The 19,723-nt window shown below is 37.7% G+C and carries 20 protein-coding genes; 5 read left to right on the top strand and 15 right to left on the bottom strand.

Annotated elements, in window-relative coordinates:
• Positions 1-12: 12 nt before the first annotated feature.
• The 4 genes from LZ480_RS13225 to LZ480_RS13210 all read right to left on the bottom strand — a co-directional run bounded on the left by LZ480_RS13225 (position 13) and on the right by LZ480_RS13210 (position 3,813).
• Positions 13-435 carry a hypothetical protein gene (locus tag LZ480_RS13225; protein ID WP_241369934.1) on the bottom strand — a complete coding sequence of 141 codons (423 nt, stop codon included), beginning with the start codon at positions 433-435 and terminating at the stop codon, positions 13-15.
• 10 nt (positions 436-445) lie between these two features.
• Positions 446-1,429 carry a sensor histidine kinase gene (locus LZ480_RS13220; RefSeq protein WP_241369932.1) on the bottom strand — a complete coding sequence of 328 codons (984 nt, stop codon included), beginning with the start codon at positions 1,427-1,429 and terminating at the stop codon, positions 446-448.
• Entirely contained in the window at positions 1,429-2,133 is a 705-nt protein-coding gene (locus tag LZ480_RS13215; RefSeq protein ID WP_241369930.1) for a response regulator transcription factor, read from the bottom strand. Before LZ480_RS13215 ends, LZ480_RS13220 begins: the two co-directional genes overlap by 1 nt.
• 687 nt (positions 2,134-2,820) lie before the next feature.
• Complete coding sequence (locus LZ480_RS13210; protein ID WP_241369928.1) at positions 2,821-3,813, bottom strand: lipoate--protein ligase; 993 nt, start codon at positions 3,811-3,813, stop codon at positions 2,821-2,823.
• Between the two features lie 139 nt (positions 3,814-3,952).
• On the opposite strand from LZ480_RS13210, the gene yhfH reads away from it, so the two are divergent.
• A complete protein-coding gene (gene yhfH, locus LZ480_RS13205) occupies positions 3,953-4,078 on the top strand; it encodes a protein YhfH (protein ID WP_241369927.1) in 126 nt (41 codons plus the stop codon).
• Between the two features lie 153 nt (positions 4,079-4,231).
• Here yhfH and LZ480_RS20010 read toward each other — a convergent pair whose 3' ends face one another.
• The 9 genes from LZ480_RS20010 to hemE form a co-directional block, all read right to left on the bottom strand.
• On the bottom strand, positions 4,232-6,418 hold the full coding sequence (locus LZ480_RS20010) for a YhgE/Pip family protein (protein WP_241369925.1): 2,187 nt from the start codon (positions 6,416-6,418) through the stop codon (positions 4,232-4,234).
• 89 nt (positions 6,419-6,507) lie between these two features.
• Complete coding sequence (locus LZ480_RS13195) at positions 6,508-7,083, bottom strand: TetR/AcrR family transcriptional regulator (RefSeq protein WP_241369923.1); 576 nt, start codon at positions 7,081-7,083, stop codon at positions 6,508-6,510.
• An 88-nt stretch (positions 7,084-7,171) separates the two neighbouring features.
• Entirely contained in the window at positions 7,172-7,678 is a 507-nt protein-coding gene (locus tag LZ480_RS13190) for a FixH family protein (RefSeq protein ID WP_241369922.1), read from the bottom strand.
• Entirely contained in the window at positions 7,678-9,066 is a 1,389-nt protein-coding gene (locus LZ480_RS13185) for a sensor histidine kinase (protein WP_241369920.1), read from the bottom strand. Before LZ480_RS13185 ends, LZ480_RS13190 begins: the two co-directional genes overlap by 1 nt.
• Entirely contained in the window at positions 9,063-9,761 is a 699-nt protein-coding gene (locus LZ480_RS13180; RefSeq protein ID WP_241369919.1) for a response regulator transcription factor, read from the bottom strand. The genes LZ480_RS13185 and LZ480_RS13180 overlap by 4 nt, the downstream gene beginning before the upstream one ends.
• A gap of 5 nt (positions 9,762-9,766) precedes the next feature.
• Positions 9,767-10,717 carry a YncE family protein gene (locus LZ480_RS13175; protein WP_241369917.1) on the bottom strand — a complete coding sequence of 317 codons (951 nt, stop codon included), beginning with the start codon at positions 10,715-10,717 and terminating at the stop codon, positions 9,767-9,769.
• Between the two features lie 339 nt (positions 10,718-11,056).
• Positions 11,057-12,481 (bottom strand): protoporphyrinogen oxidase, encoded by a 1,425-nt coding sequence (gene hemG / locus LZ480_RS13170; protein ID WP_241369915.1) that lies wholly within the window; start codon positions 12,479-12,481, stop codon positions 11,057-11,059.
• A gap of 14 nt (positions 12,482-12,495) precedes the next feature.
• The gene (hemH, locus tag LZ480_RS13165) at positions 12,496-13,428 is read right to left on the bottom strand and encodes a ferrochelatase (RefSeq protein WP_241369913.1); all 933 of its coding nucleotides are present in this window, start codon (positions 13,426-13,428) and stop codon (positions 12,496-12,498) included.
• A 173-nt stretch (positions 13,429-13,601) separates the two neighbouring features.
• Positions 13,602-14,654: a uroporphyrinogen decarboxylase gene (gene hemE, locus LZ480_RS13160; protein WP_241369912.1), complete on the bottom strand. Its 1,053-nt coding sequence runs from the start codon at positions 14,652-14,654 to the stop codon at positions 13,602-13,604.
• A gap of 215 nt (positions 14,655-14,869) precedes the next feature.
• Between hemE and LZ480_RS13155 the strand changes: the two genes are divergently transcribed.
• The 4 genes from LZ480_RS13155 to LZ480_RS13140 all read left to right on the top strand — a co-directional run bounded on the left by LZ480_RS13155 (position 14,870) and on the right by LZ480_RS13140 (position 17,666).
• Complete coding sequence (locus LZ480_RS13155; protein WP_241369909.1) at positions 14,870-15,376, top strand: Target of RNAIII-activating protein; 507 nt, start codon at positions 14,870-14,872, stop codon at positions 15,374-15,376.
• A 298-nt stretch (positions 15,377-15,674) separates the two neighbouring features.
• On the top strand, positions 15,675-16,229 hold the full coding sequence (locus LZ480_RS13150) for a chromate transporter (protein ID WP_408641620.1): 555 nt from the start codon (positions 15,675-15,677) through the stop codon (positions 16,227-16,229).
• Positions 16,226-16,753 (top strand): chromate transporter, encoded by a 528-nt coding sequence (locus LZ480_RS13145; protein ID WP_241369907.1) that lies wholly within the window; start codon positions 16,226-16,228, stop codon positions 16,751-16,753. The genes LZ480_RS13150 and LZ480_RS13145 overlap by 4 nt, the downstream gene beginning before the upstream one ends.
• Before the next feature lie 61 nt (positions 16,754-16,814).
• A complete protein-coding gene (locus LZ480_RS13140; protein ID WP_241369906.1) occupies positions 16,815-17,666 on the top strand; it encodes a flagellin N-terminal helical domain-containing protein in 852 nt (283 codons plus the stop codon).
• Between the two features lie 22 nt (positions 17,667-17,688).
• Here LZ480_RS13140 and LZ480_RS13135 read toward each other — a convergent pair whose 3' ends face one another.
• Together LZ480_RS13135 and LZ480_RS13130 are read right to left on the bottom strand one after the other, a co-directional pair.
• Entirely contained in the window at positions 17,689-18,867 is a 1,179-nt protein-coding gene (locus LZ480_RS13135; protein WP_241369904.1) for an ABC transporter permease, read from the bottom strand.
• On the bottom strand, positions 18,851-19,600 hold the full coding sequence (locus tag LZ480_RS13130) for an ABC transporter ATP-binding protein (protein ID WP_241369903.1): 750 nt from the start codon (positions 19,598-19,600) through the stop codon (positions 18,851-18,853). The genes LZ480_RS13135 and LZ480_RS13130 overlap by 17 nt, the downstream gene beginning before the upstream one ends.
• Positions 19,601-19,723: the final 123 nt, after the last annotated feature.

Raw genomic sequence — 19,723 nt, 5'->3', positions numbered from 1 at the left:
ACTCCTTCATACTTAAACTTCCATTTTCACTTCTAGTACCCAAGGCAGCACCACTTCAAAGCTAATTTCAATGATTGAACCTATCATTACGATAGGTACCATATCAAATTCAGATGTTAACGAAAAACAATGTGTATCCAATACGATATCCCACGCATCTAGTTCCCCTTCAATCACTTCACCGATAATATGATATTTACCTGAATACATTATCGCTGCATTATTATTAACATGAAGGCTCTCTAACTGACTTGGCTTAGCTAGGTCAATTCCTAGTTTATTTGCAAACTCAAGTACAACTGGACCCATATGATTTTCGCATGCTTCAACAAAATTACGACACTCTTCACTTTCACAAAGGTAGCTATTGAATTCAAACGCCATTTTCGTATTTTCTATATCTATCGCTAATAACCAATCTTCTATTTGTACCATCGCGCTCCTCCTAAGATTGAAAAATCACTTCGATTTGAGTTCCTTTGTCTACTTCTGATGTAATTACAAGTTGATGTCCGAGCCTATCACAAATTTCCTTTGCAATATAGAGCCCCATGCCAGTAGACTCTCCTGTTTTGCGCCCATTTTCGCCTGTATAAAAAGCCTTTGTCACACGCGAAAGGTCAGCCATTGGAATGCCGATACCTTCATCACGAATCATTAGATGAATTTGATGCTCTATTTTTTTAGCTGAAATATAAATTTTTTTATTTGGCTCAAATGTATATTTCACGGCATTTGTGATGAATTGCTCTAAAAAAAAGCGCAACCACTTCAAATCACTCATGACGACAATCGCCTCATCTACTTCCACTTCAGGAAACACTCGATTCGCGATAAATAAACGCTTATTGTCATTTACTGCTGTCATTACTGCTGATTTTAATGAAATTTGGACGATTTGCATATCGTCGGAAAAGTTTTCTAGCCTTGCATGCATAAGTACCATCTCTAACCCACGTTTTAACCGTTCGACTTCTTCTTGTACACTTTTTTTATCTAGTTCTTCTTCCTGCTGTAAAAGTAGCTCTAAAATGGATACAGGGGTTTTCATTTGATGTACCCACTGATTCATAAATTTATATTGCCTTGATTGTGTCGCATATAACGTTTGTACTTCATGCTGATAAATTTTATAGAGCTCTGATAAATACTGTTCTGTAATGGCGTACTCAGATGTTTTTGAATTTTTTTGCAGCGCATCCTCCATCCTTACCGGTAACTCTACGATTTTTGCTAAATATCTGCGACGTAGCATATAGCGCACCACTAAAAACGATGTAATTAATAACATACTAATCGCAATAACATAAATGGCCGTACTTACATTTCTTAAGCCATCCAACCAAAAAAGCACAAGTAAAAATGCTATTAATACCACTTGAAACAAAACATAGGAAATATGCTCTCTTATAAATAACTTTATAGCCACTACATTTCCTCCGCGCTTAAAAGAAAGCGATATCCAGCCCCACGCACAGTTTCAATGCTTGATATTATGCCGTAATCCGCTAGCTTTTTGCGCACACGCGTCATATTAACATTCAGCGTATTTTCATCTACAAACGCTTGATCATCCCACAGTTCTTCCAATAACTGATCCCGAGACACGACTTTTGGAGCCTGTCCCATTAACAACCCAAGAATAATACACTCCTTTTTTTGTAGCGGTACAATTAATTCTTTCAATTGTAAATCCATGCGCTCCAAATAAAGTGTGAGCTGTCCTTGAACCACGGTGCGCTCTTCTTGACGTGCCGAATATTCACCGTAAGTACGACGTAGATGACTGCGAATTTTTGCAAGTACAATTTCATAGTTAAATGGCTTTGTAATAAAATCATCGCCTCCATTTTCTAGCGCAAAGATTTGATCCATTTCCCCTGAACGTGCCGAAATAAAAATAATTGGGCATTTTGTATAAGAACGTAATTTACGGCACCAATAATAGCCGTCGTATAAAGGTAAATTGATATCTAATAAAATCATATGAGGTGCAAACGCCACGCATTGTTCGCTTATTGTTTCAAAGTCTTGAACTGTCTCCACATCATACTGATACTTCCTCAATGTATCTGCTAGTAATGAGGCGATTTTCGGATCATCCTCTACGATAAAAATCCGATGCTTTTCCATCACCAATGCCTCCTTTATATTTCTAAAATCTGTCTATACAGTTGGTTCTATTGTAACAAAAAAACAGAGCACTCGAAAATACAAGTGCTCTGTTTTATAAATTGAACTTTTATTTTAAAAACTAACATTTAGCAAATGTACTAACAGAAAATGAATTAAGCACAGTGCTACTTATTTTTGGCGGGCTACGGCATGACCGCATGCAAGGCCCGCCAAACGAAAATGTTACTTTTTCCCATATAATTAAGAACGCAAAATGTTGCCGCTTGCGCTATCGCGAGGCGGCGGAGATGAAGAAAATAGTACGCTGTTTACAATTTGTATCTTTGATTAACAATTAGCTTTGTAAATAAAAATTGCAATTTTAGTATTTCAAAAATAAAATCATCTTTAGACGAAATTAGCTTTTTTTCAATTACAAAGTTCAATTCAGCACACTTCATTCAAACACTTTGTAATAATAACCAACTCTAGTTTTATAGTAGAGTGCCGCGAAGTGAAGGGGCGGACTCCTTGGGGATTAAGTGTGCGCGGAAAATCCACTATATGCTTGCCGCCGTAGTGGCAAGCATATAGTTAGTTGGAGCCACGCCCCCAGGAAAGCATGCCCCGTAGCGTAGCAGAACGGATTTTATTAGATAAACGGACTTGATTCCAAACTTTGTATTGAAAATTGCTCGTTGTGAGTTAATAAATCAGCTGTAAAAAATCCTCTTCTGTAATCCCACCAAAGTATGTTGGAATATCGAGATCTTTTAGCACTTCCCCGATTGCTGTACGGTCGTACTTTGTACCGATTAAGTGCTGTGCTACTTCTTCTACATCGCCAACCCCAAAGAAATCACCGAAAATGGTTACATCTTCAATAATCCCTTTGTTTACTTCTAGTCGAATATCGATGCTACCAGATGGAAAGCGTTTTGTTTTTTGGATATTGAATCGTGGTGATTTACCGTAATTCCATTCCCATAATTGATAGCGATTTTTTGAAATTTCGTGGATATTTTCCCAATCTTCCTCTGTTAGCTCATAGTATTGAATGTTTTCTTCGCCACCGAAAATAGATTTTAAAATTTCGCTGCGGAACTGTTCTACAGTAATTTTTTCAGGTAAAAAATCAATAATGTTCGCTACACGAGATCGAACCGATTTAATGCCTTTTGATTCGATTTTGTCTTGTTTTACTTTTAATGAATTCACAACAGCGTCAATGTCTAAATCAAACATTAATGTGCCGTGACTAAACATACGGCCACGCGTTGAGTATTGCGCATTACCAGACACTTTTTTACCTTCAGCTAAAATATCGTTACGACCGGATAATTCAGAGTTTACCCCTAATTTTGCAAGCGCATCTACTACAGGCTGTGTGAATTTTTTGTAGTTGCTGAAGCTGTTTCCATCGTCTTTTGTAAGGAAGCTGAAATTTAAGTTGTTTAAATCATGGTATACTGCGCCACCACCAGAAAGACGGCGAACAACTAAAATATCATTTGCTTCTACGTAGTCTGTGTTAATTTCCTCAATGGTATTTTGATTTTTGCCAATGATAATCGAAGGCTGATTGATATAGAACAGTAAAAAATCATCCTTCTCAATATCCATGTTTTTTAATACGTACTCTTCTATTGCTAAATTAATTCGTGGATCTGTAATTCCTTTATTGTCGATAAAATACAAGATGGTCACTCCTTCACAAATTGTCCATAATTATTTTAACCTAAATTTTATGTTTTGTGTTGACGAATCTCAACTGTTATAATACAATATAAAATATAAACAGAAGTAATATAACAGACATTAAAAGGAGGCACACACAATGTTAGAAAACGTAGTGGAATTTTTCAAAAACTTACCAGATAAAATTTGCGTATCATGCGGTGATAAAATTGAAGAACAAAGCGAGTGCTACAGCAACAATTGTGAAAAATGCAACTCTCTTTAATTCTTACTCACTGTTTAACTAATCTTTAAATACCTTCATCTTAGACTAAGATGAACCTAAAACGCTTACTTCAAACCATAAGCTCGCTCAAAGCTTATGGTTTTTTTCTGCATAAAACAAGCGCACGGAACAAAAATTCCATGCGCTTGTTTTTTATGCTTCTGTATGATGTTTTGAATAACGTTTTTTGTGTACTAATGCGAAGTAACCAAATGTAATCACTAAGCATGATAGCATTACAGCTGCTAATAATGACCAATTGAACATTAAGAATGTTGTATCACCTGTTGAAATAGCTGCTTTGAAGCCTTGAACAGAGAACGTCATCGGTAAAATTTTATTGAAGATTTGTAATTGCTCTGGTACTAATTCGATTGGGAATGTACCTGCACTTGTTGTTAATTGTAGAATTAACACAATGATCGCTATAAAGCGGCCAGGGTCACCGAATATTGACACAAGCATTTGAACAATTGCTAGGAAAGTAAAGCTTGTTAAAATTGTTGTCAAAATAAACTGTGGCATGCTATGAACTTCTAGCCCTAATCCCCAAACAACAATAGCTACGGATAATAGTGATTGCATAATACCGACACCCATTAATACAGTCACCTTACTTACAAACCAACTTGCACCTGTTTTTGGGATAATTGCTGGTTCCACAAGTGGGAAAACAATTGAAATTAATAATGCGCCTACAAATAACCCTAATGAAATAAAGTATGGTGCAAATCCTGTACCATAGTTTGGTACGTGGTTTACTGCTTCTTTTTCAACTTCCACTGGAGAACTTACCATGTCATACGTATCTTCTGTTGGATTAACGTCTACTTTTCCACCAGCTTCTGATAAATTATCAGTTAATGTAGTAGTTCCATCTTTTAACTCTTTTGTACCATCTACTAATGTAGTAGAACCTTGTGCTAATTCACCTGATTTTTCGGCAAGTAAGCTTGTGCCATCATTTAATTGGTTTGAGCCATCTGCTAAAGTATTTAACCCTTGTGCTAATGCATTTGCTCCTGTTGAAGCACTTGTTGCACCTGCGCTTAATTCATTTAACTTATTAGCGATTGTTGTAGTGCCTTCTGCAAGAGAAGTTGCACCATCTGTAAGTTGAGCAGAATTTTGTTGTAACTGTCCAACACCTGCACTCACTTGTTGTTGACCCGCATTTAATTTATCGGCACCTGCGCTAATGGCCGCGATTTTATCGTCTAAACCGTTCGTACCTTCATTTAATTGGTTTAAACCACCACTTACTTGTTTACTACCTGCTTGTAATTGTGACAATGCTGTTTTTAATGCGGCTTGATTTTCTTCTGGTAGCGTTGGAATAATTGCTTCTAGCTGAGTAGCTAATTGATCAATGCCTCCTGCTACATTGGTAGATCCATCAGCTAATGCTTTAATTTTGTCATCAATATTAGTTGTGCCCTGAGTTAGTAATGATAAATTTTCTGCTAAATTAGCCTGGCCAGTTGTTAACTCTTTTTGGCCGCCTGCTATTTGAGCAACCCCATTCGTATAGCTCGTAATGCCCTGTTGTAATGCATTAGCACCATCTGCGGCTGTTTGTGCTCCGACTGCTAATTGTTTACCGCCATCTGCAATTTTTGCTACTCCGGTTGCTAATTCATTAGCACCATCTGCGGCTGTTTGTGCACCCGCTGTTAATGTATTTGTACCTTCTGATAATTCAACTGAGCTTGAAGCCAATTGCTCTAAATAACCTTTGAATTCATCCGCACCATCTGCTAATTTTTTTGCACCTTCATCTAATTTTCCAGCGCCATCAGCTGCTTCAACGAAACCGTCTCCAAGTTGGGTAATTGAATCGAATAAACTTTCAGCATAGATTGTGGAAACTTGCTTATTTACTTCCGCCTTAATAAGCTCCATTGCAGATTCACCAATTTGAGCACTTAAAAAGTTAAAACCTTCATTTGGAATGTAATCAATCACTAATTTTTGTGGTTGTTCATCTAATAAAGTTGTGGCATGCTCAGAAAAGTTTTCTGGAATTTTAATTAAAATATAATATTTTTGATCTAATAATTGTTGATTGGCATCTTTTGCATCGATTTCTTCAAATTGAAATTGCTTACTATCTACGAGCGTGTCAACTAATAGTTGACCCATCTCCATTGTTTCACCGTTCATCGAAGTACCTTTGTCTTCATTGACAATTGCTACGGGCATGCTATCTAAATTTGAGTACGGATCCCAAAACGCCCATAAGAACATGCCACTATACATGACTGGCACGAAAAGTACAGCAATTACAGAAATCAGCATTTTTTTCGTTTTAAAAATTTTAAGCCATTCCGCTTTTATCACACTATTTCCTCCTTATAATACCCAATGACCGAAAACGTCATTGGGTCATTTCACTACAAAAAGAAACTCACTTCACATGGAAGTGAACGTTACTTTTTCTTTGCTAAACCACGGAAAATTGTTTTACTGAATAAGGTCAAAATCTCTTGTTCTTTAAGTGGCTCATGATGTGTCAACTGCCAATCTACAATAAAGGCTAAATATGATTTGAACAATAAATAAGCTACATGCTCAGGGTTACAATCAATTATTTCATCTTTGGTAATCCCATTACGAATACGCATTGATACATACGAAATAATTTCTGCTTCAATTTTTAAAAGCATTTGCTGTACTTCTGGTGTACGTAGCGCTTTTTCTTCTTCTATCAATTTTGCAAATAGCATATGTTGCTCACGGAAGTGGAGCATTTTTACTAAGGCGGTATGCGCATTTTGCATAAAGCTTGCGTTATGATCGATGAGTTGATCTGTTTCATATTTCATTTCGTTAATAAGATGCAACACTACCTCTCGAAATAGCTCTTCTTTATTTGAGAAAAACGTATAAATTGTCCCTTTACCAACATTAGCGATTTTCGCTACTTGTTCAATAGTCGTCGCTTTATAACCAAATAATGAGAACGATTTTGTAGCAGCTTGTAAAATTTCATATCGACGATCCATAAATCCACCTCCTTAAAACAAAAGTGACCAGAAAACCATTCCGGTCATCCAGTCATCATTATACACCGTTCATTTTATTTTGCAACAATTAATGATTGTGATCTTCTTCTTTTTCTTTGTCTTTATCTTTTTCTTCGTTTTTATGTTCTGAATGCCCCATAGAGTTTGAGCTTGTGTCTTCTAATACCTTGCTCATATCTGGCTTCCCTACAACAAGCTCTTGTTTTGGCATGACATGCATACCACGCGCTGTTGTATGAGCGAACATATAGTAAACCCCGTCATGATCGAATGTATAATCCACTGCGTATACACCATCTGACGTTAATTCTCCAAATAGCATCTTTCCTTGTTCACGCATTCCTGATTCCCATACTTCGAATTTCACTTCATCTGCATCATCAACCGCTTCTTCATTTTGCGTAATACGTGCAGCTAATTGAATCGGTTCACCTGCAGATAATAATTTGGCTGTTTGAATTTCAACTTCAACAATTGCCGGTGCTTCAGTATTGGCATCCGTTTGAAGTTCTTCTTCACCACAGCCAAATAATAAAAACGGTACTGCTACAACACTATAAATCCATTTTTTCATCATGATTCCTCCATTAATGGGAGCGTTACGATTACGCGTGTCCCTTGTTCGCTTTTGCTTTCAATTTTTAATGTTCCGTTATGTTGTTTGACGATTTGCTCTACAATTGACAGCCCAAGTCCACTCCCACCATCTGCTCGACTGCGCGCCTTATTCACACGATAAAAGCGCTCTGTTACATGAGGTAAGTCATCTTTTGGGATACCTATCCCAAAATCCTGTACTGTAATTACAGCTTGATTTTCTCGTTTGGACGTTGTAATGATAATCTGTGCTTGCTCATGTGAGTAACGAATCGCATTTTCAATCACATTGATCCATACTTGTTGTTGCTTTTGCTCATCGCCAAGTACGATGAGTTCTTCATCAAAATTTTGTATAATTTGAATTTGCTTATTCATTACTTGTTGGCTCAATAAACAAATCGCATCACGCAGATTCTCAGCCAATACAAGTGGATCAAATTCACTTGCCGTAATATCATCTTTTCGTGCTAGCTGCATTAACTCATTCGTTAAACGTTCCATACGCGACGCTTCTCGTGAAATAATTTGAATAGCCTCTTCTCTTTGTTGCACATCAACTAGTCCATTTTGAATGGCTTCACTATAACCCTTGACATAGCTAATTGGTGTACGCAGTTCATGCGAAACGGTTGCTAAAAAGGATTTTTGCGCTTCATCTTCTCGTTGAATAGCTGCTGCCATTTGGTTAAAAGCTGCTGATAGACTTCCAATTTCATCATTTGATGTAACTGTTACCCGCGTTTCATATTGGCCTGTTGTCATTTTCCCTACTGCTCGCTGTAATTTTGCAAGTGGCTGCAATATTTTACGCATTCCATAGTAAACAAAAAACGCTGCAACTATTAAGAACATCACCGCCCCCGTTACAAGTAAAATGACTTCTTGTTGGGCTAGCTCTGAAATTTTAGCAAGTGGATAATACACATAAATAATACCCTCTAAACGATTTTGGTCGGTGAATGGTAAAATGACAGAAATGATTTGACGCTCAAAACGTTCCTCATAGCCTATTTTCGTAACACCCTTCCCCTGCAACAGCTGCTGCCTTTCATCCACACCAATCAGTGCATCATAATCAATTTCAAACGGAACACAGGCACTTAGCTCACGCGGATTACGTACCGCAAAAATTTCAAGATTTGAGTAAGCGGCGTACGCATCAATTTCAGCTATGAGCTCATCCGTAACTTTTCCACCTGTATATTTTGTTTGCAGCTTTTCGCCTACTTCAATCATTGTAGTCTTCGTATCTTCTACATATAGTTGCTCATATAAAAAATGTGTAAATATAAACATGAACACAACCGTCGCACTTAAAAACAGCACAATCAGCAACCAAATTTTTGACGACAGCTTTTTCATAAATTCTTTTCAAAGCGATAGCCTACTCCCCAAACGGTTTGGATATAATCGCTTGCTTCCTTTGATTTTTTTCCTAATTTAATGCGCAACGTTTTAATATGCGTATCTACAGTGCGTGTGCCACCAGAATAATTCAAATTCCAAATATGCTCTAGTAACTGTTCACGTGAATACACATTATTTGGATGCTTCATAAATAAATACAGCAGTTCAAATTCTTTTAATGTTAACGCAATTAATTCATCCTCGATACATACTTTGCGCGATATTTCATCCATTTTGATTACACCGTGTTGTAGAAACTGTACTTCGGTCTCTTGAATTAGAGTCCCTGTGCGTCGTAATACGGCATAAATACGTGCTACTAATTCCTCTGCAGTAAATGGTTTTACAATATAGTCATCACCACCAATCATAAGTCCCTTTACTTTATCGTCTTTCGCATCACGTGCCGTTAAGAATATAATCGGTACTTTGTCCATGGTCATGGCATGAATCGCTTTACATACTTCAAAGCCATCTTCACCAGGCATCATGACATCTAAAAGCACTAAATCAATCGAATGTTGACTAATTGCTTGATAGGCTTCTGCCCCATTTTCGGCATGAATCGTTTGGAAGCCTGATTTTACTATTACTAAATCAATGAGCTGACGCATATTATATTCATCATCAACAATTAATATCGTCGTCATTGTTGTCACTCCCTTACTAATAACTGAAATGCACCTTTTCCTGTATCGACTGTTTCAATAATATGAGCATGCTCTGCCACATAAAGCGTTTGATCATCATAGCCCGCTACAACCAATCGACCATCAAAATAAGCAACCGAAAACGGATTAGCCGCAACTTCTTGTTGCCAATTGATAGTTCCATCCAACGAAGTACTATAAACCATATTCGAGCCATGACTAGCAATAATTACTTCTTGTTCCTGCTGTATTAATGTGATTGGCATCACCGGTACAGCAATTTCTTTTTTCACCATACCTGTTGTTAAATCGAATACTTGCACCATTTCGTTTGGCTTACTTCCTTGTCCATGTCCACCTAACCAAAGCTCATTTGTTTCTTCCACAATTAGTGCTCCTTGAGATGAACTTTCAATCAGCCATTCATCGATTGCCTTAAATGTTGTTGTATCAATAACGGAAAGGAATGTATCTTTATAATTCACAACATAAAGCATATTTTCATGCAACGCCATGGACATTGGATAATTGCGGAGCTTCAAACTTTGTTGTAACTCACCCGTTACTGAATAACTTGTTAATTCATTTGTTTTACTATTTGTCAAATAAATGGCATGTGCTTGTTCATCATAAAGTGCATTTGTCGTGCCAATACCTGTTTTCAATTTGACTATTTGCTTCCCTGAAGAAAGGTCATAGAGTTCGGCTTCGTCAAGCTGATGGCCATAAAGCAAAATTGCGTTTGTTCCAACTAACGTCGCCCCTGTATATGTATTATCCAAATCCCATGTCGCTATCAATGCAAAGTCTTCATCATAAAACGTAATCGAAGGTTCTAAAATATTGACAGAGGCTAAAAAACTTTGATGTTCATCAATTGCGTCAAAAACTGATTCATTACACCCAGTCAAAACTAACAGGTAGCATACTACAAATAATGCTTTAAAAAATTTCATGGCGTAAACACCTCGTATTTAAGCGTACTAAATAAATGTGAAATTTGCATGAAATGAAAAGGATAAATTTGTGAAATTTACATACAAAAAACGCTGGACTAAAAGCAGACACTTTTAATTCAGCGTTTTCGTTCTATTTGAATGGATGAACAATCAATTACGTCTCGGCGTAATTTCATCCAGATTTTTTCGAGTTTGTCCGAAAAAAATCTGTGACATCCGCCGGAGGCATTAACTTGCTTCAGCCGGTGTTTGAACCCACACAGAATGAAGGACATACTTGGCATTCGTCCCCCACTTACAAAAGTGGATGACTTCAGCTGAAGCAAGTTAAATTGATTATTTCCCCTGTGTAAGCTGCGAGATAATTCGCTCGGCTGTTTCTTTTCCTTGGGTTACACAATCTGGAATACTAATGCCTTCATATGAGCTACCAGTCAAATAGACATTCGGAAATTCCTTGCAAAACTGTGCTTTCAATAGCTGAACACGTTCTTCATGACCAATTGTATACTGTGGCATCGATTCTTTCCAACGTGCGACTATCATTAATGATGGCCTCTCATTTAAGCCAATCGCCTTTTTTAAATCCTGTAGCACAATTTTTTCGATTTCACTATCTGATAATTCCACAATCGATTCATCACCGACACGTCCAATATAGACGCGTATTAATTCATGACCTTCAGGTGCAACATGGTCAAATTTACGATTGCTCCATGTACATGTTGTGATGGCAAAATCACTATTACGGGATACAAAGAAATTCATAGCATCGGTATACTTCTGCACTACTTCTCTATCAAAGGCTAGTGTCACAGTTGCAATCGTTGCGTAATTCATTGTATCCATATTATGAAGTGTTTCTGAATCCCGGAATATTTTTTTGGTTACATTAAATGGTGTCGTCACAACGATTTGATCAGCTTGAATGGACGTCCCATCATTTAAATACAGCTGTTGTGTTAAATCCGTGTTTTTTTCGATTGTATCCACTTTTAAGCCTTTTAAAATTGTGACGTTTGTTAACGCAGCTTCTAAAGATTCCACCATCGTTTCTAAGCCACCATCAAACGATTCATAATGAATTTCACCTGGCATATCGAATAGCGCATAAATGCCTCTCCCTGTCTTTTTCATTCCAAGTAAAAGGCTTCCATAATCTTTCTCTAACTGGTAAAACTGCGGGAACATAGATTGCATACTTACATGATCGACATCACCAGCATAAGTTCCTGCTATCACAGGTTCGACAAGATTTTCTACCAGTTCCTTACCGAAACGACGACGGAAAAAGTCGCTAATAGGCTCATCCTTCTCATGCGATAATTTTGGTAAAAGTAAATCTCCAGCCGCGCGAATTTTACCACTTAAAGAAAGAAAATTCGAAGTCAACACAGATAAGATTTTAGGTGACCCCCCAAGCAATAAATTACTTGGGATTTGGTGAAGTTTGTTGCCGATTGCGATAAATGTTCGACCGTTATTATTTTGTATAATTTTATGTTCGATTTTTAAATCACGTGCTAAACTATGAACACTGTTACTTGTATCAAAAAACGATTCAGGGCCACGTTCAATTATGTAGCCATTTTTACGAACAGTGTGGATTTTTCCACCTAGACGTAATGACGATTCAATTAACACAATTTCTAATGATAAATCGTCTTCCATCGCTTTTTGCTGTAAATAGTATGCCGTCGTTAAGCCCGTAATTCCACCGCCAACGATTACAATCTTACTCCTTTTTAAAGTCACCTTCATCATCACTCTCTATATTATTTCGCTAATTTTTTATCGATTGCATCTACCATCGCATCGATGAATAACGGATGCGTGTTTGGCATTGCAGGACGATAATAGCTAGCGCCAATTTCATCACACACTACTTTACATTCAATATCGTTATCGTAAAGAACTTCTAAGTGTTCTGTTACGAAACCAACAGGTGTATAAATGAATGATTTGTAGCCTTTTTGTTCGTATAATTCTTTTGTTAAATCTTGTACATCTGGTCCTAGCCATGGTTCTGGTGTTTGACCAGCTGATTGCCAACCTACTTCCACGTTTTCAATATCAGAGGCCGCTTCGATTAAACGAGCTGTTTCGATTAATTGCTCTTCATATGGATCGCCAGCTAATTTAATTTTTTCTGGTAATGAGTGGTTAGACACGATTAAGCACGCAGTTTTGCGCTCTTCTTCAGTCATTTTTGCTAATTCACCATTTACTGCTTGTTTCCAAAACTCAATGAATTTTGGTTCGTTATACCACGCTTCTACAGAAGTGATATTTAATGTGCCACCTAATTTTTCAGCCGCTTCTTTTGCACGACCGTTATAAGATTTAATTGAGAATGTTGAGAAGTGTGGTGCAAGTACGATTGATACCGCTTCTGTAATGCCTTCGTTCATCATTGCTTCTACTGCATCTTCTACGAATGGCTCGATATGTTTTAAACCAATGAATAATTTATATTCTACTTCGTCTTGTACCTCATTTAAGCGTGCACAAAGAGCTTCGGCCTGTGCTTTTGTCATTTTTGCAAGGGGAGAAATCCCACCAATTGCGCGGTAACGCTCCGTTAAATCATCAATATGCTCTTGTGATGGCTTGCGACCGTGACGAATATGTGTGTAATAACGTTCAATATCTTCTTCTTTATATGGTGTGCCATATGCCATGACTAATAAACCACGTACTTGTTTCATGTTTTATCACCTCAAAATATTATTATCCCGCATTAAAGGTCAGTAAGACGTCCACTTCAAACTGGCAAGTGTTAGGAGACAGGTAAGTGGGCGATTCACAGTCCCTAAAAGCCGGATTGGTGAAAGCTAATGCTCAGTGAGGATTAAAGCCCCCCACCGAGCAAAGCTTCAATTTATCCGCGCTTTGCTATTTGCTCACGGCTATAATCATGAACAAATGTCGTTAAACGTTTTAATACAGCTGGATCTACTTCTGGGAATACACCGTGGCCTAAGTTGAAAATATGACCATTTGAATGTGCTAAACCTTGATCCACAATATCTTTTGCACGCGCTTCTAATACATTCCAATCTGAAATTAGTAATGTTGGGTCTAAGTTCCCTTGTACAGCTTTCGTTATACCTCGTGCTCCTGCTTCACGAATTGGTAAACGCCAGTCTAATCCCACAACATCAATTGGAAGGTCGTGCCACTCATTTACTAAGTGAGATGCACCGACACCAAATTGAATTAACGGTACATTTAGTGCACGTAACTCGCCGAAAATACGTGTCATTATAGGCTTGATGAAAATACGGTAATCTTCAACACTTAAAGCACCAACCCACGAATCGAAAATTTGGATTGCCTTTGCGCCAGCTTCTACTTGGGCTGAAATATCCATAATGATCATATCTGCAAGCTTGTCCATTAACTTAAACCAAGCTTGTGGTTGTGATACCATAAATGATTTTGTCTTTGCGTAGTTACGGCTTGGACCACCTTCAATCATATAGCTAGCTAATGTGAATGGTGCGCCTCCAAAACCGATTAACGGTACATTTAATTGTTCTTGCGTTAACATTTTGATTGTTTCAAGTACATAAGGTGTATGCTCTTTTGCATTGAACTCGCCTAGCTTTTCAACATCCGCTACAGAACGAATTGGGTTTGAAATAACTGGTCCTACACCTGCTTTAATTTTTACATCGACACCGATGCCTGGTAGCGGTGTTACGATATCTTTATAAAGAATCGCAGCATCTACGTTATATTGTTCAACTGGTAAACGTGTTACATAAGCACATAATTCCGGTTGCATTGTAATTTCTTCTAATGAGTATTTTTCTTTAATTTCACGATATTCAGGCTGTGAACGTCCTGCCTGGCGCATAAACCAAACTGGCGTATGATCGACTTGCTCCCCACGAGCTGCACGTAATAATGTATCGTTAAATTTCGTCATGTTTGATGTTACTCCTTATCAAATAGAATTTCTTGATTTTTCCAATCCATAAAAACGTCATTGATATCCATTATCGACTATAAACTTTTCTATAGAAAATGTATAGATTTCTTAAGTAAATGTCATAAAATCGCCCTTAACGCCACATAACATTTTGACAAAAAGCTGGAACAGCTTTATAAATGAAAATAATAGAATAAAGGAGGTTTAAACTTATGAACTTTTATGTAACATCTGGTACACCAGATTATATGGAGAAATTAATCGAAAAAAATGCACAACACCCTTTAATCCTACTACATGGTAATGGTAATTCAGTCGTTTTACATGAAAGCGACAAAAAATCCATTTTTGCTGTCCCAAGAAAATTCGAGGTAATCGCTCAAAAAGGGCAGTTTGAACAAAAAGGCTATTTCACTTTTTACAATATGCCTATTATGTCAGATGAGCGCCCAGTTTTCGAGGAAAAAGCACTAAATACCCTTTCATTGCTTGATTCAAACGATGCTGTCATCGCATATCGTTTGTTACGTCCTATTAAAGAAGAAACGTATTTGTTCATTACTCAATGGGGTGGACCAGTCTCCTATGAAGTTTGGAAAAATAGCGCAGTCTATGCAGAACGTTTTGCACCTCTTTTCGAAAGCAAAGCAGCCGTACTTCAATCAATGTTCAATTCACCTTCCTATATTACGACATATAATGCACCACCAAAAGAATAATGCCCGTATAAGAAAAGCGCTAAAGCGCCCTTCCAGCCCCGAGTGGGCAAAACGCCACGTCCATGTGGCATGCCCCCAATGACTCACGTCGTGTGAGCCTCAGACATTGGAGAGCCCTCCTGCAAAAGTAAACGCACCCCCACTTTTGCAGGAGGGATCTAATGGTGCGAGGGGCTGGTGCTTTAGCCTAGACACTTTGAAAAAATTATACTTTCTTATATTATAAGAAAGCTGTGGGGGCAATATTTTTTCTCACAGCTTTTGTATTGTGAAAAACTAAGTCATGATGGAGGAAATCATGTTGGCTAAACAATTACATATATTTATCGCCTTTTTTCGTTCTGGTATTCTAGGCTTTGGCGGTGGTCCTACAACGATTCCACTCGTACATAAAGAAGTCGTCAAAACATATGGTTGGATGACAGATGAAGAATTTGCTGATGTCATTTCAATCGGTAACACATTGCCTGGCCCAATCGCTACAAAAATGGCTGGCTATATTGGCTACCGAATTGGTGGCTGGCCTGGGCTAATTACCGCCCTATTTGCAACGGTTGTACCAACTGTAATACTAATCATTTTATTATTAAGTTCATTAAAACAATTTCATGAATCAAAATTTGTCAGTGGCATGACAAACGGAGTTATCCCAGTAGTGGCTGTGATGATGGGTGTGTTAACGTACGATTTCTTAAAAAAATCAAAAGCTTCTCTCGGTTTCAAAATTGCTGCACTTATATTTATCGTGAGCTTTATTGCCATTATTCTTTTAAATATTCATCCGGGCATTGTTATTTCTATTTTATTGGTGCTTGCTATTGCATTACCTGTTAAAGGAGGTCAAGAATCATGACTTACCTCCATTTATTTATCGCTTTTTTCTTTCCGAATATTTTAGCGTATGGCGGGGGACCCTCTGCAATCCCATTAATCGAGCATGAAGTTGTAGAAAAATATGAGTGGATGTCTAAAACTGAATTTAGCGAACTGTTGGCACTTGCCAATTCATTACCCGGACCAATTGCTACAAAAATGGCTGGCTATATTGGCTTTGAAGTAGCTGGTGTTTTAGGAAGCATTGTTGCCTTATTTGCAACAATTGCGCCATCACTTGCATTGATGCTACTATTATTAAATTTGTTGTATAAACATAGTAACTCACCACGTGTTAAACGTTTATCGAGCTTTGTATTACCTGCAATTGCGGTACTAATGCTATCGTTATCATTTGATTTTTTACAAACATCATATAAACATAACAATTGGATTCCAACGGTACTACTTGTTGTCGCTAGCTACTTCGCATTAGAAAAGTTTAAAATTCATCCTGCATTCGTTATTTTAGCAGGACTTTTAATTGGTGGATTATTTTTATAATGGAAAATTACGTAAGATTGCCGATATAACCCATGAGTATGTTTTATGGGAGGGGAGCAACATGCGTATTGGAAGCTGGAGCAGTGCTGGACTTGCGATTTATAACAACTATAACCGCCAGTATAACGCAATGAATAAAGCACTGTATCGTATTTCCACAGGGTATCGAATCAATAGTGCTGCTGACGATGCGGCAGGACTTGCCATTTCTGAAAAAATGCGCGCACAAATCCGTGGTTTAAATATGGCAGGTAAAAATATTCAAGATGGCATTTCGCTCATTCAAACGGCTGAAGGTGCACTAAACGAAACCCATGCCATTATACAACGAATGCGTGAATTGTCGGTACAGGCAAGTAACGATACATTAACTGACGATGACCGAAAGCTACTCGATATCGAATTCCAAGAGCTAAAAAAAGAAATTACCCGCATTTCTACCGATACCGAATTCAATACCCGCACATTATTAAACGGTGACTATAAAGATAGCGGTTTGAAAATTCAGGTTGGTGCCAACAGTGGGCAAAATATTGAAGTATTAATTGGTGAAGTAAGTAGCTCCTCATTAGGCTTAGACGGTTTATCAATTGCAACAAGAGAAGATGCAGAAAAATCACTGAGTCAATTGGACAAATCATTAAACCAAACGTCAATGGAACGTGCTCGTTTAGGAGCTTATCAAAACCGATTAGAACATGCCTATAATGTGACTATGAACACATCTGAAAATTTAACAGCTGCGGAATCACGCATTCGTGACGCGGATATCGCAAAGGAAATGATGAATTTCACTAAGGCAAGCATTTTAATGCAGGCTACACAATATGCCATGCAACTACACATGCAACAAGCACATTCTATTCTAGATTTACTAAACTCCGGTTTATCACCGAAAAAAAGATGGGGTTAGCTATTCGCTAAAACCCCATCTTTTATTTTGACATACGCAATGTCAATTCACTTACAACAATCATTACGACAGGAACTATAAAAAACAGCGGCTGCATGATCGCGCATAACATCACTATGATTGCTTGTACAACACTTAATTGACGCAATAACTTTGCAACTGCCTGCTTTCTTGTATCGCGTGCAATTGGATAGAGCATATCCATTCGGAACTCACCAGCGTTCATCAGCGCATATTTTATTTGTAATGTCGTTGCAAAGGCCATTGCTGCTACAACAATCCATGTCACAAATGGAATCGAAATAAATAGTGCAATCCCCCCTGCAATTGCAGTTAAACGCACCCATAAGTAAAAGTGGTCATCCGTACGAATAAACGTACGATAAACTAAGTATGCTTGTGTATTTCCCTTTTTGAATGCAATCGTTTTATAGGCAACATCTAACCATGCACGACGCTTTACCGAACCTTTTAAATGCGGTACATCAGTAAAATAGTTGGCAAAACGGTAAAAGCCCATCATACGATTTTGCTCAAGCTTAATAAAATGCTCATATGGCACAGGATTGTTCACCGTTTTTTTCTTTAAGACAAAAATGTAATACGCTAGCATTACTAAAAATACTGAAGCAATAAAACCATCCGCTAATGACATTTGAATTCCTAAAATTGTTACAATTACACGTACAAAACGATCCAATAGCACCGCTTTGCCACGATTGACAAAACGATAATAAAACTCCGCACGCACATTAAGCCACTTTAAAACTGCTACAAATACGACCGTTAACCATAGTGATAATACCGATAAATCGGTCACTGCTTTTAATAATGGAATTGAAACAATAAAAAGCACAACAGGCACAAGCACTTGCGACCAAAAAGTCCAATTCATCGCTTTATGAAAATACCCTTGCATCTGACTTTCAAGCGGCAGTAAATACACTTGGTCTGGCTCTTTTAATAATGTTACAGGCCGACTAAACGCAATCACAAATCCGATAATAACCGCAATTATCCACTCCGCAGGGAAATCCGGCTCAACCACTTTTAGCCACTCGCTATATTGATAGCCCCCTGCCCCAACAATAAAGACAAGCACAATGGCAATATGACCTGTAAAGATGAAGCGCATATATTTCATCACTTCGCCAATATAGTGCTCAAATCGCTTTCCCCATACACTATGCATGTTGTTCATTGTCTTGCTCCTTTGTCATCGCAATGTACAGATCATCTAGTGTCGCAGTCGGCATATTAAACGCTTTTCGTAAATCATCCATTGTTCCTTGTGCACGTACACGACCCTCATGTAATAAAATAATGCGATCACAATGCTTTTCTGCAGTTGATAAAATATGTGTCGACATTAATATCGAAGCACCCGCCCTTTTTTTATCGTCCATTTGGTCAAGTAAAGATTGAATACCAAGTGGGTCTAGTCCTACAAACGGTTCATCGATAATATACAAACTTGGATTCACTAAAAATGCGCACATAATCATCACTTTTTGGCGCATACCTTTTGAAAAGTGCGAAGGAAACCAGTTTAAACGCTTTTCCATACGAAATTCTTTTAATAGGCTTTCTGAACGGTCTTTTAATGTTTTTTCATCTAATCCATAGGCCATCGCCGTTAACTCTAAATGCTCTTTTAATGTCAATTCTTCATATAATACAGGTGTTTCAGGAATATATGAAAAACTTGAACGGTACTTATCCATATCCTCTTTTAATGTTACACCGTTTAGACGAATTTCTCCTGCACGAGGTAAAAGCGTTCCGATAATATGCTTAATCGTGGTACTTTTCCCTGCCCCATTTAGCCCAATCAAGCCGACAAGCTCACCTTTATTTATTTCAAACGATAAATCTTGAATAACAGGCTTTTTTGTATAGCCGCCTGTTACATTTTGAAGTTGTAAAATCGTCATAGTGGTCACTCCTTTTTCTAAATTTTAGTTTATCAAAAGCTTTTGAAGTTGAACACCGAATGTACCCATTTGGTGAATGGAAAATGAAATTTTTCCTATATAATAAGATAGTTTTCCATATTT

The organism is Solibacillus palustris (genome assembly GCF_022549215.1).
GTDB lineage: Bacteria > Bacillota > Bacilli > Bacillales_A > Planococcaceae > Solibacillus > Solibacillus daqui.
This window is presented reverse-complemented; position numbering and strand designations above follow the sequence as displayed.

Coding starts and splice junctions, on each gene's coding strand:
- LZ480_RS13135 (WP_241369904.1), bottom strand. CDS start 18,867: ATGAACAACATGCATAGTGTATGGGGAAAGCGATTTGAGCACTATATT.
- LZ480_RS13175 (WP_241369917.1), bottom strand. CDS start 10,717: ATGAAATTTTTTAAAGCATTATTTGTAGTATGCTACCTGTTAGTTTTG.
- LZ480_RS13215 (WP_241369930.1), bottom strand. CDS start 2,133: ATGGAAAAGCATCGGATTTTTATCGTAGAGGATGATCCGAAAATCGCC.
- LZ480_RS13185 (WP_241369920.1), bottom strand. CDS start 9,066: ATGAAAAAGCTGTCGTCAAAAATTTGGTTGCTGATTGTGCTGTTTTTA.
- hemH (WP_241369913.1), bottom strand. CDS start 13,428: ATGAAACAAGTACGTGGTTTATTAGTCATGGCATATGGCACACCATAT.
- yhfH (WP_241369927.1), top strand. CDS start 3,953: ATGTTAGAAAACGTAGTGGAATTTTTCAAAAACTTACCAGATAAAATT.
- LZ480_RS13150 (WP_408641620.1), top strand. CDS start 15,675: ATGTTGGCTAAACAATTACATATATTTATCGCCTTTTTTCGTTCTGGT.
- LZ480_RS13130 (WP_241369903.1), bottom strand. CDS start 19,600: ATGACGATTTTACAACTTCAAAATGTAACAGGCGGCTATACAAAAAAG.
- LZ480_RS13155 (WP_241369909.1), top strand. CDS start 14,870: ATGAACTTTTATGTAACATCTGGTACACCAGATTATATGGAGAAATTA.
- LZ480_RS13190 (WP_241369922.1), bottom strand. CDS start 7,678: ATGAAAAAATGGATTTATAGTGTTGTAGCAGTACCGTTTTTATTATTT.
- LZ480_RS13225 (WP_241369934.1), bottom strand. CDS start 435: ATGGTACAAATAGAAGATTGGTTATTAGCGATAGATATAGAAAATACG.
- LZ480_RS13180 (WP_241369919.1), bottom strand. CDS start 9,761: ATGACGACGATATTAATTGTTGATGATGAATATAATATGCGTCAGCTC.
- hemG (WP_241369915.1), bottom strand. CDS start 12,481: ATGAAGGTGACTTTAAAAAGGAGTAAGATTGTAATCGTTGGCGGTGGA.
- LZ480_RS13195 (WP_241369923.1), bottom strand. CDS start 7,083: ATGGATCGTCGATATGAAATTTTACAAGCTGCTACAAAATCGTTCTCA.
- LZ480_RS13145 (WP_241369907.1), top strand. CDS start 16,226: ATGACTTACCTCCATTTATTTATCGCTTTTTTCTTTCCGAATATTTTA.
- hemE (WP_241369912.1), bottom strand. CDS start 14,654: ATGACGAAATTTAACGATACATTATTACGTGCAGCTCGTGGGGAGCAA.
- LZ480_RS13140 (WP_241369906.1), top strand. CDS start 16,815: ATGCGTATTGGAAGCTGGAGCAGTGCTGGACTTGCGATTTATAACAAC.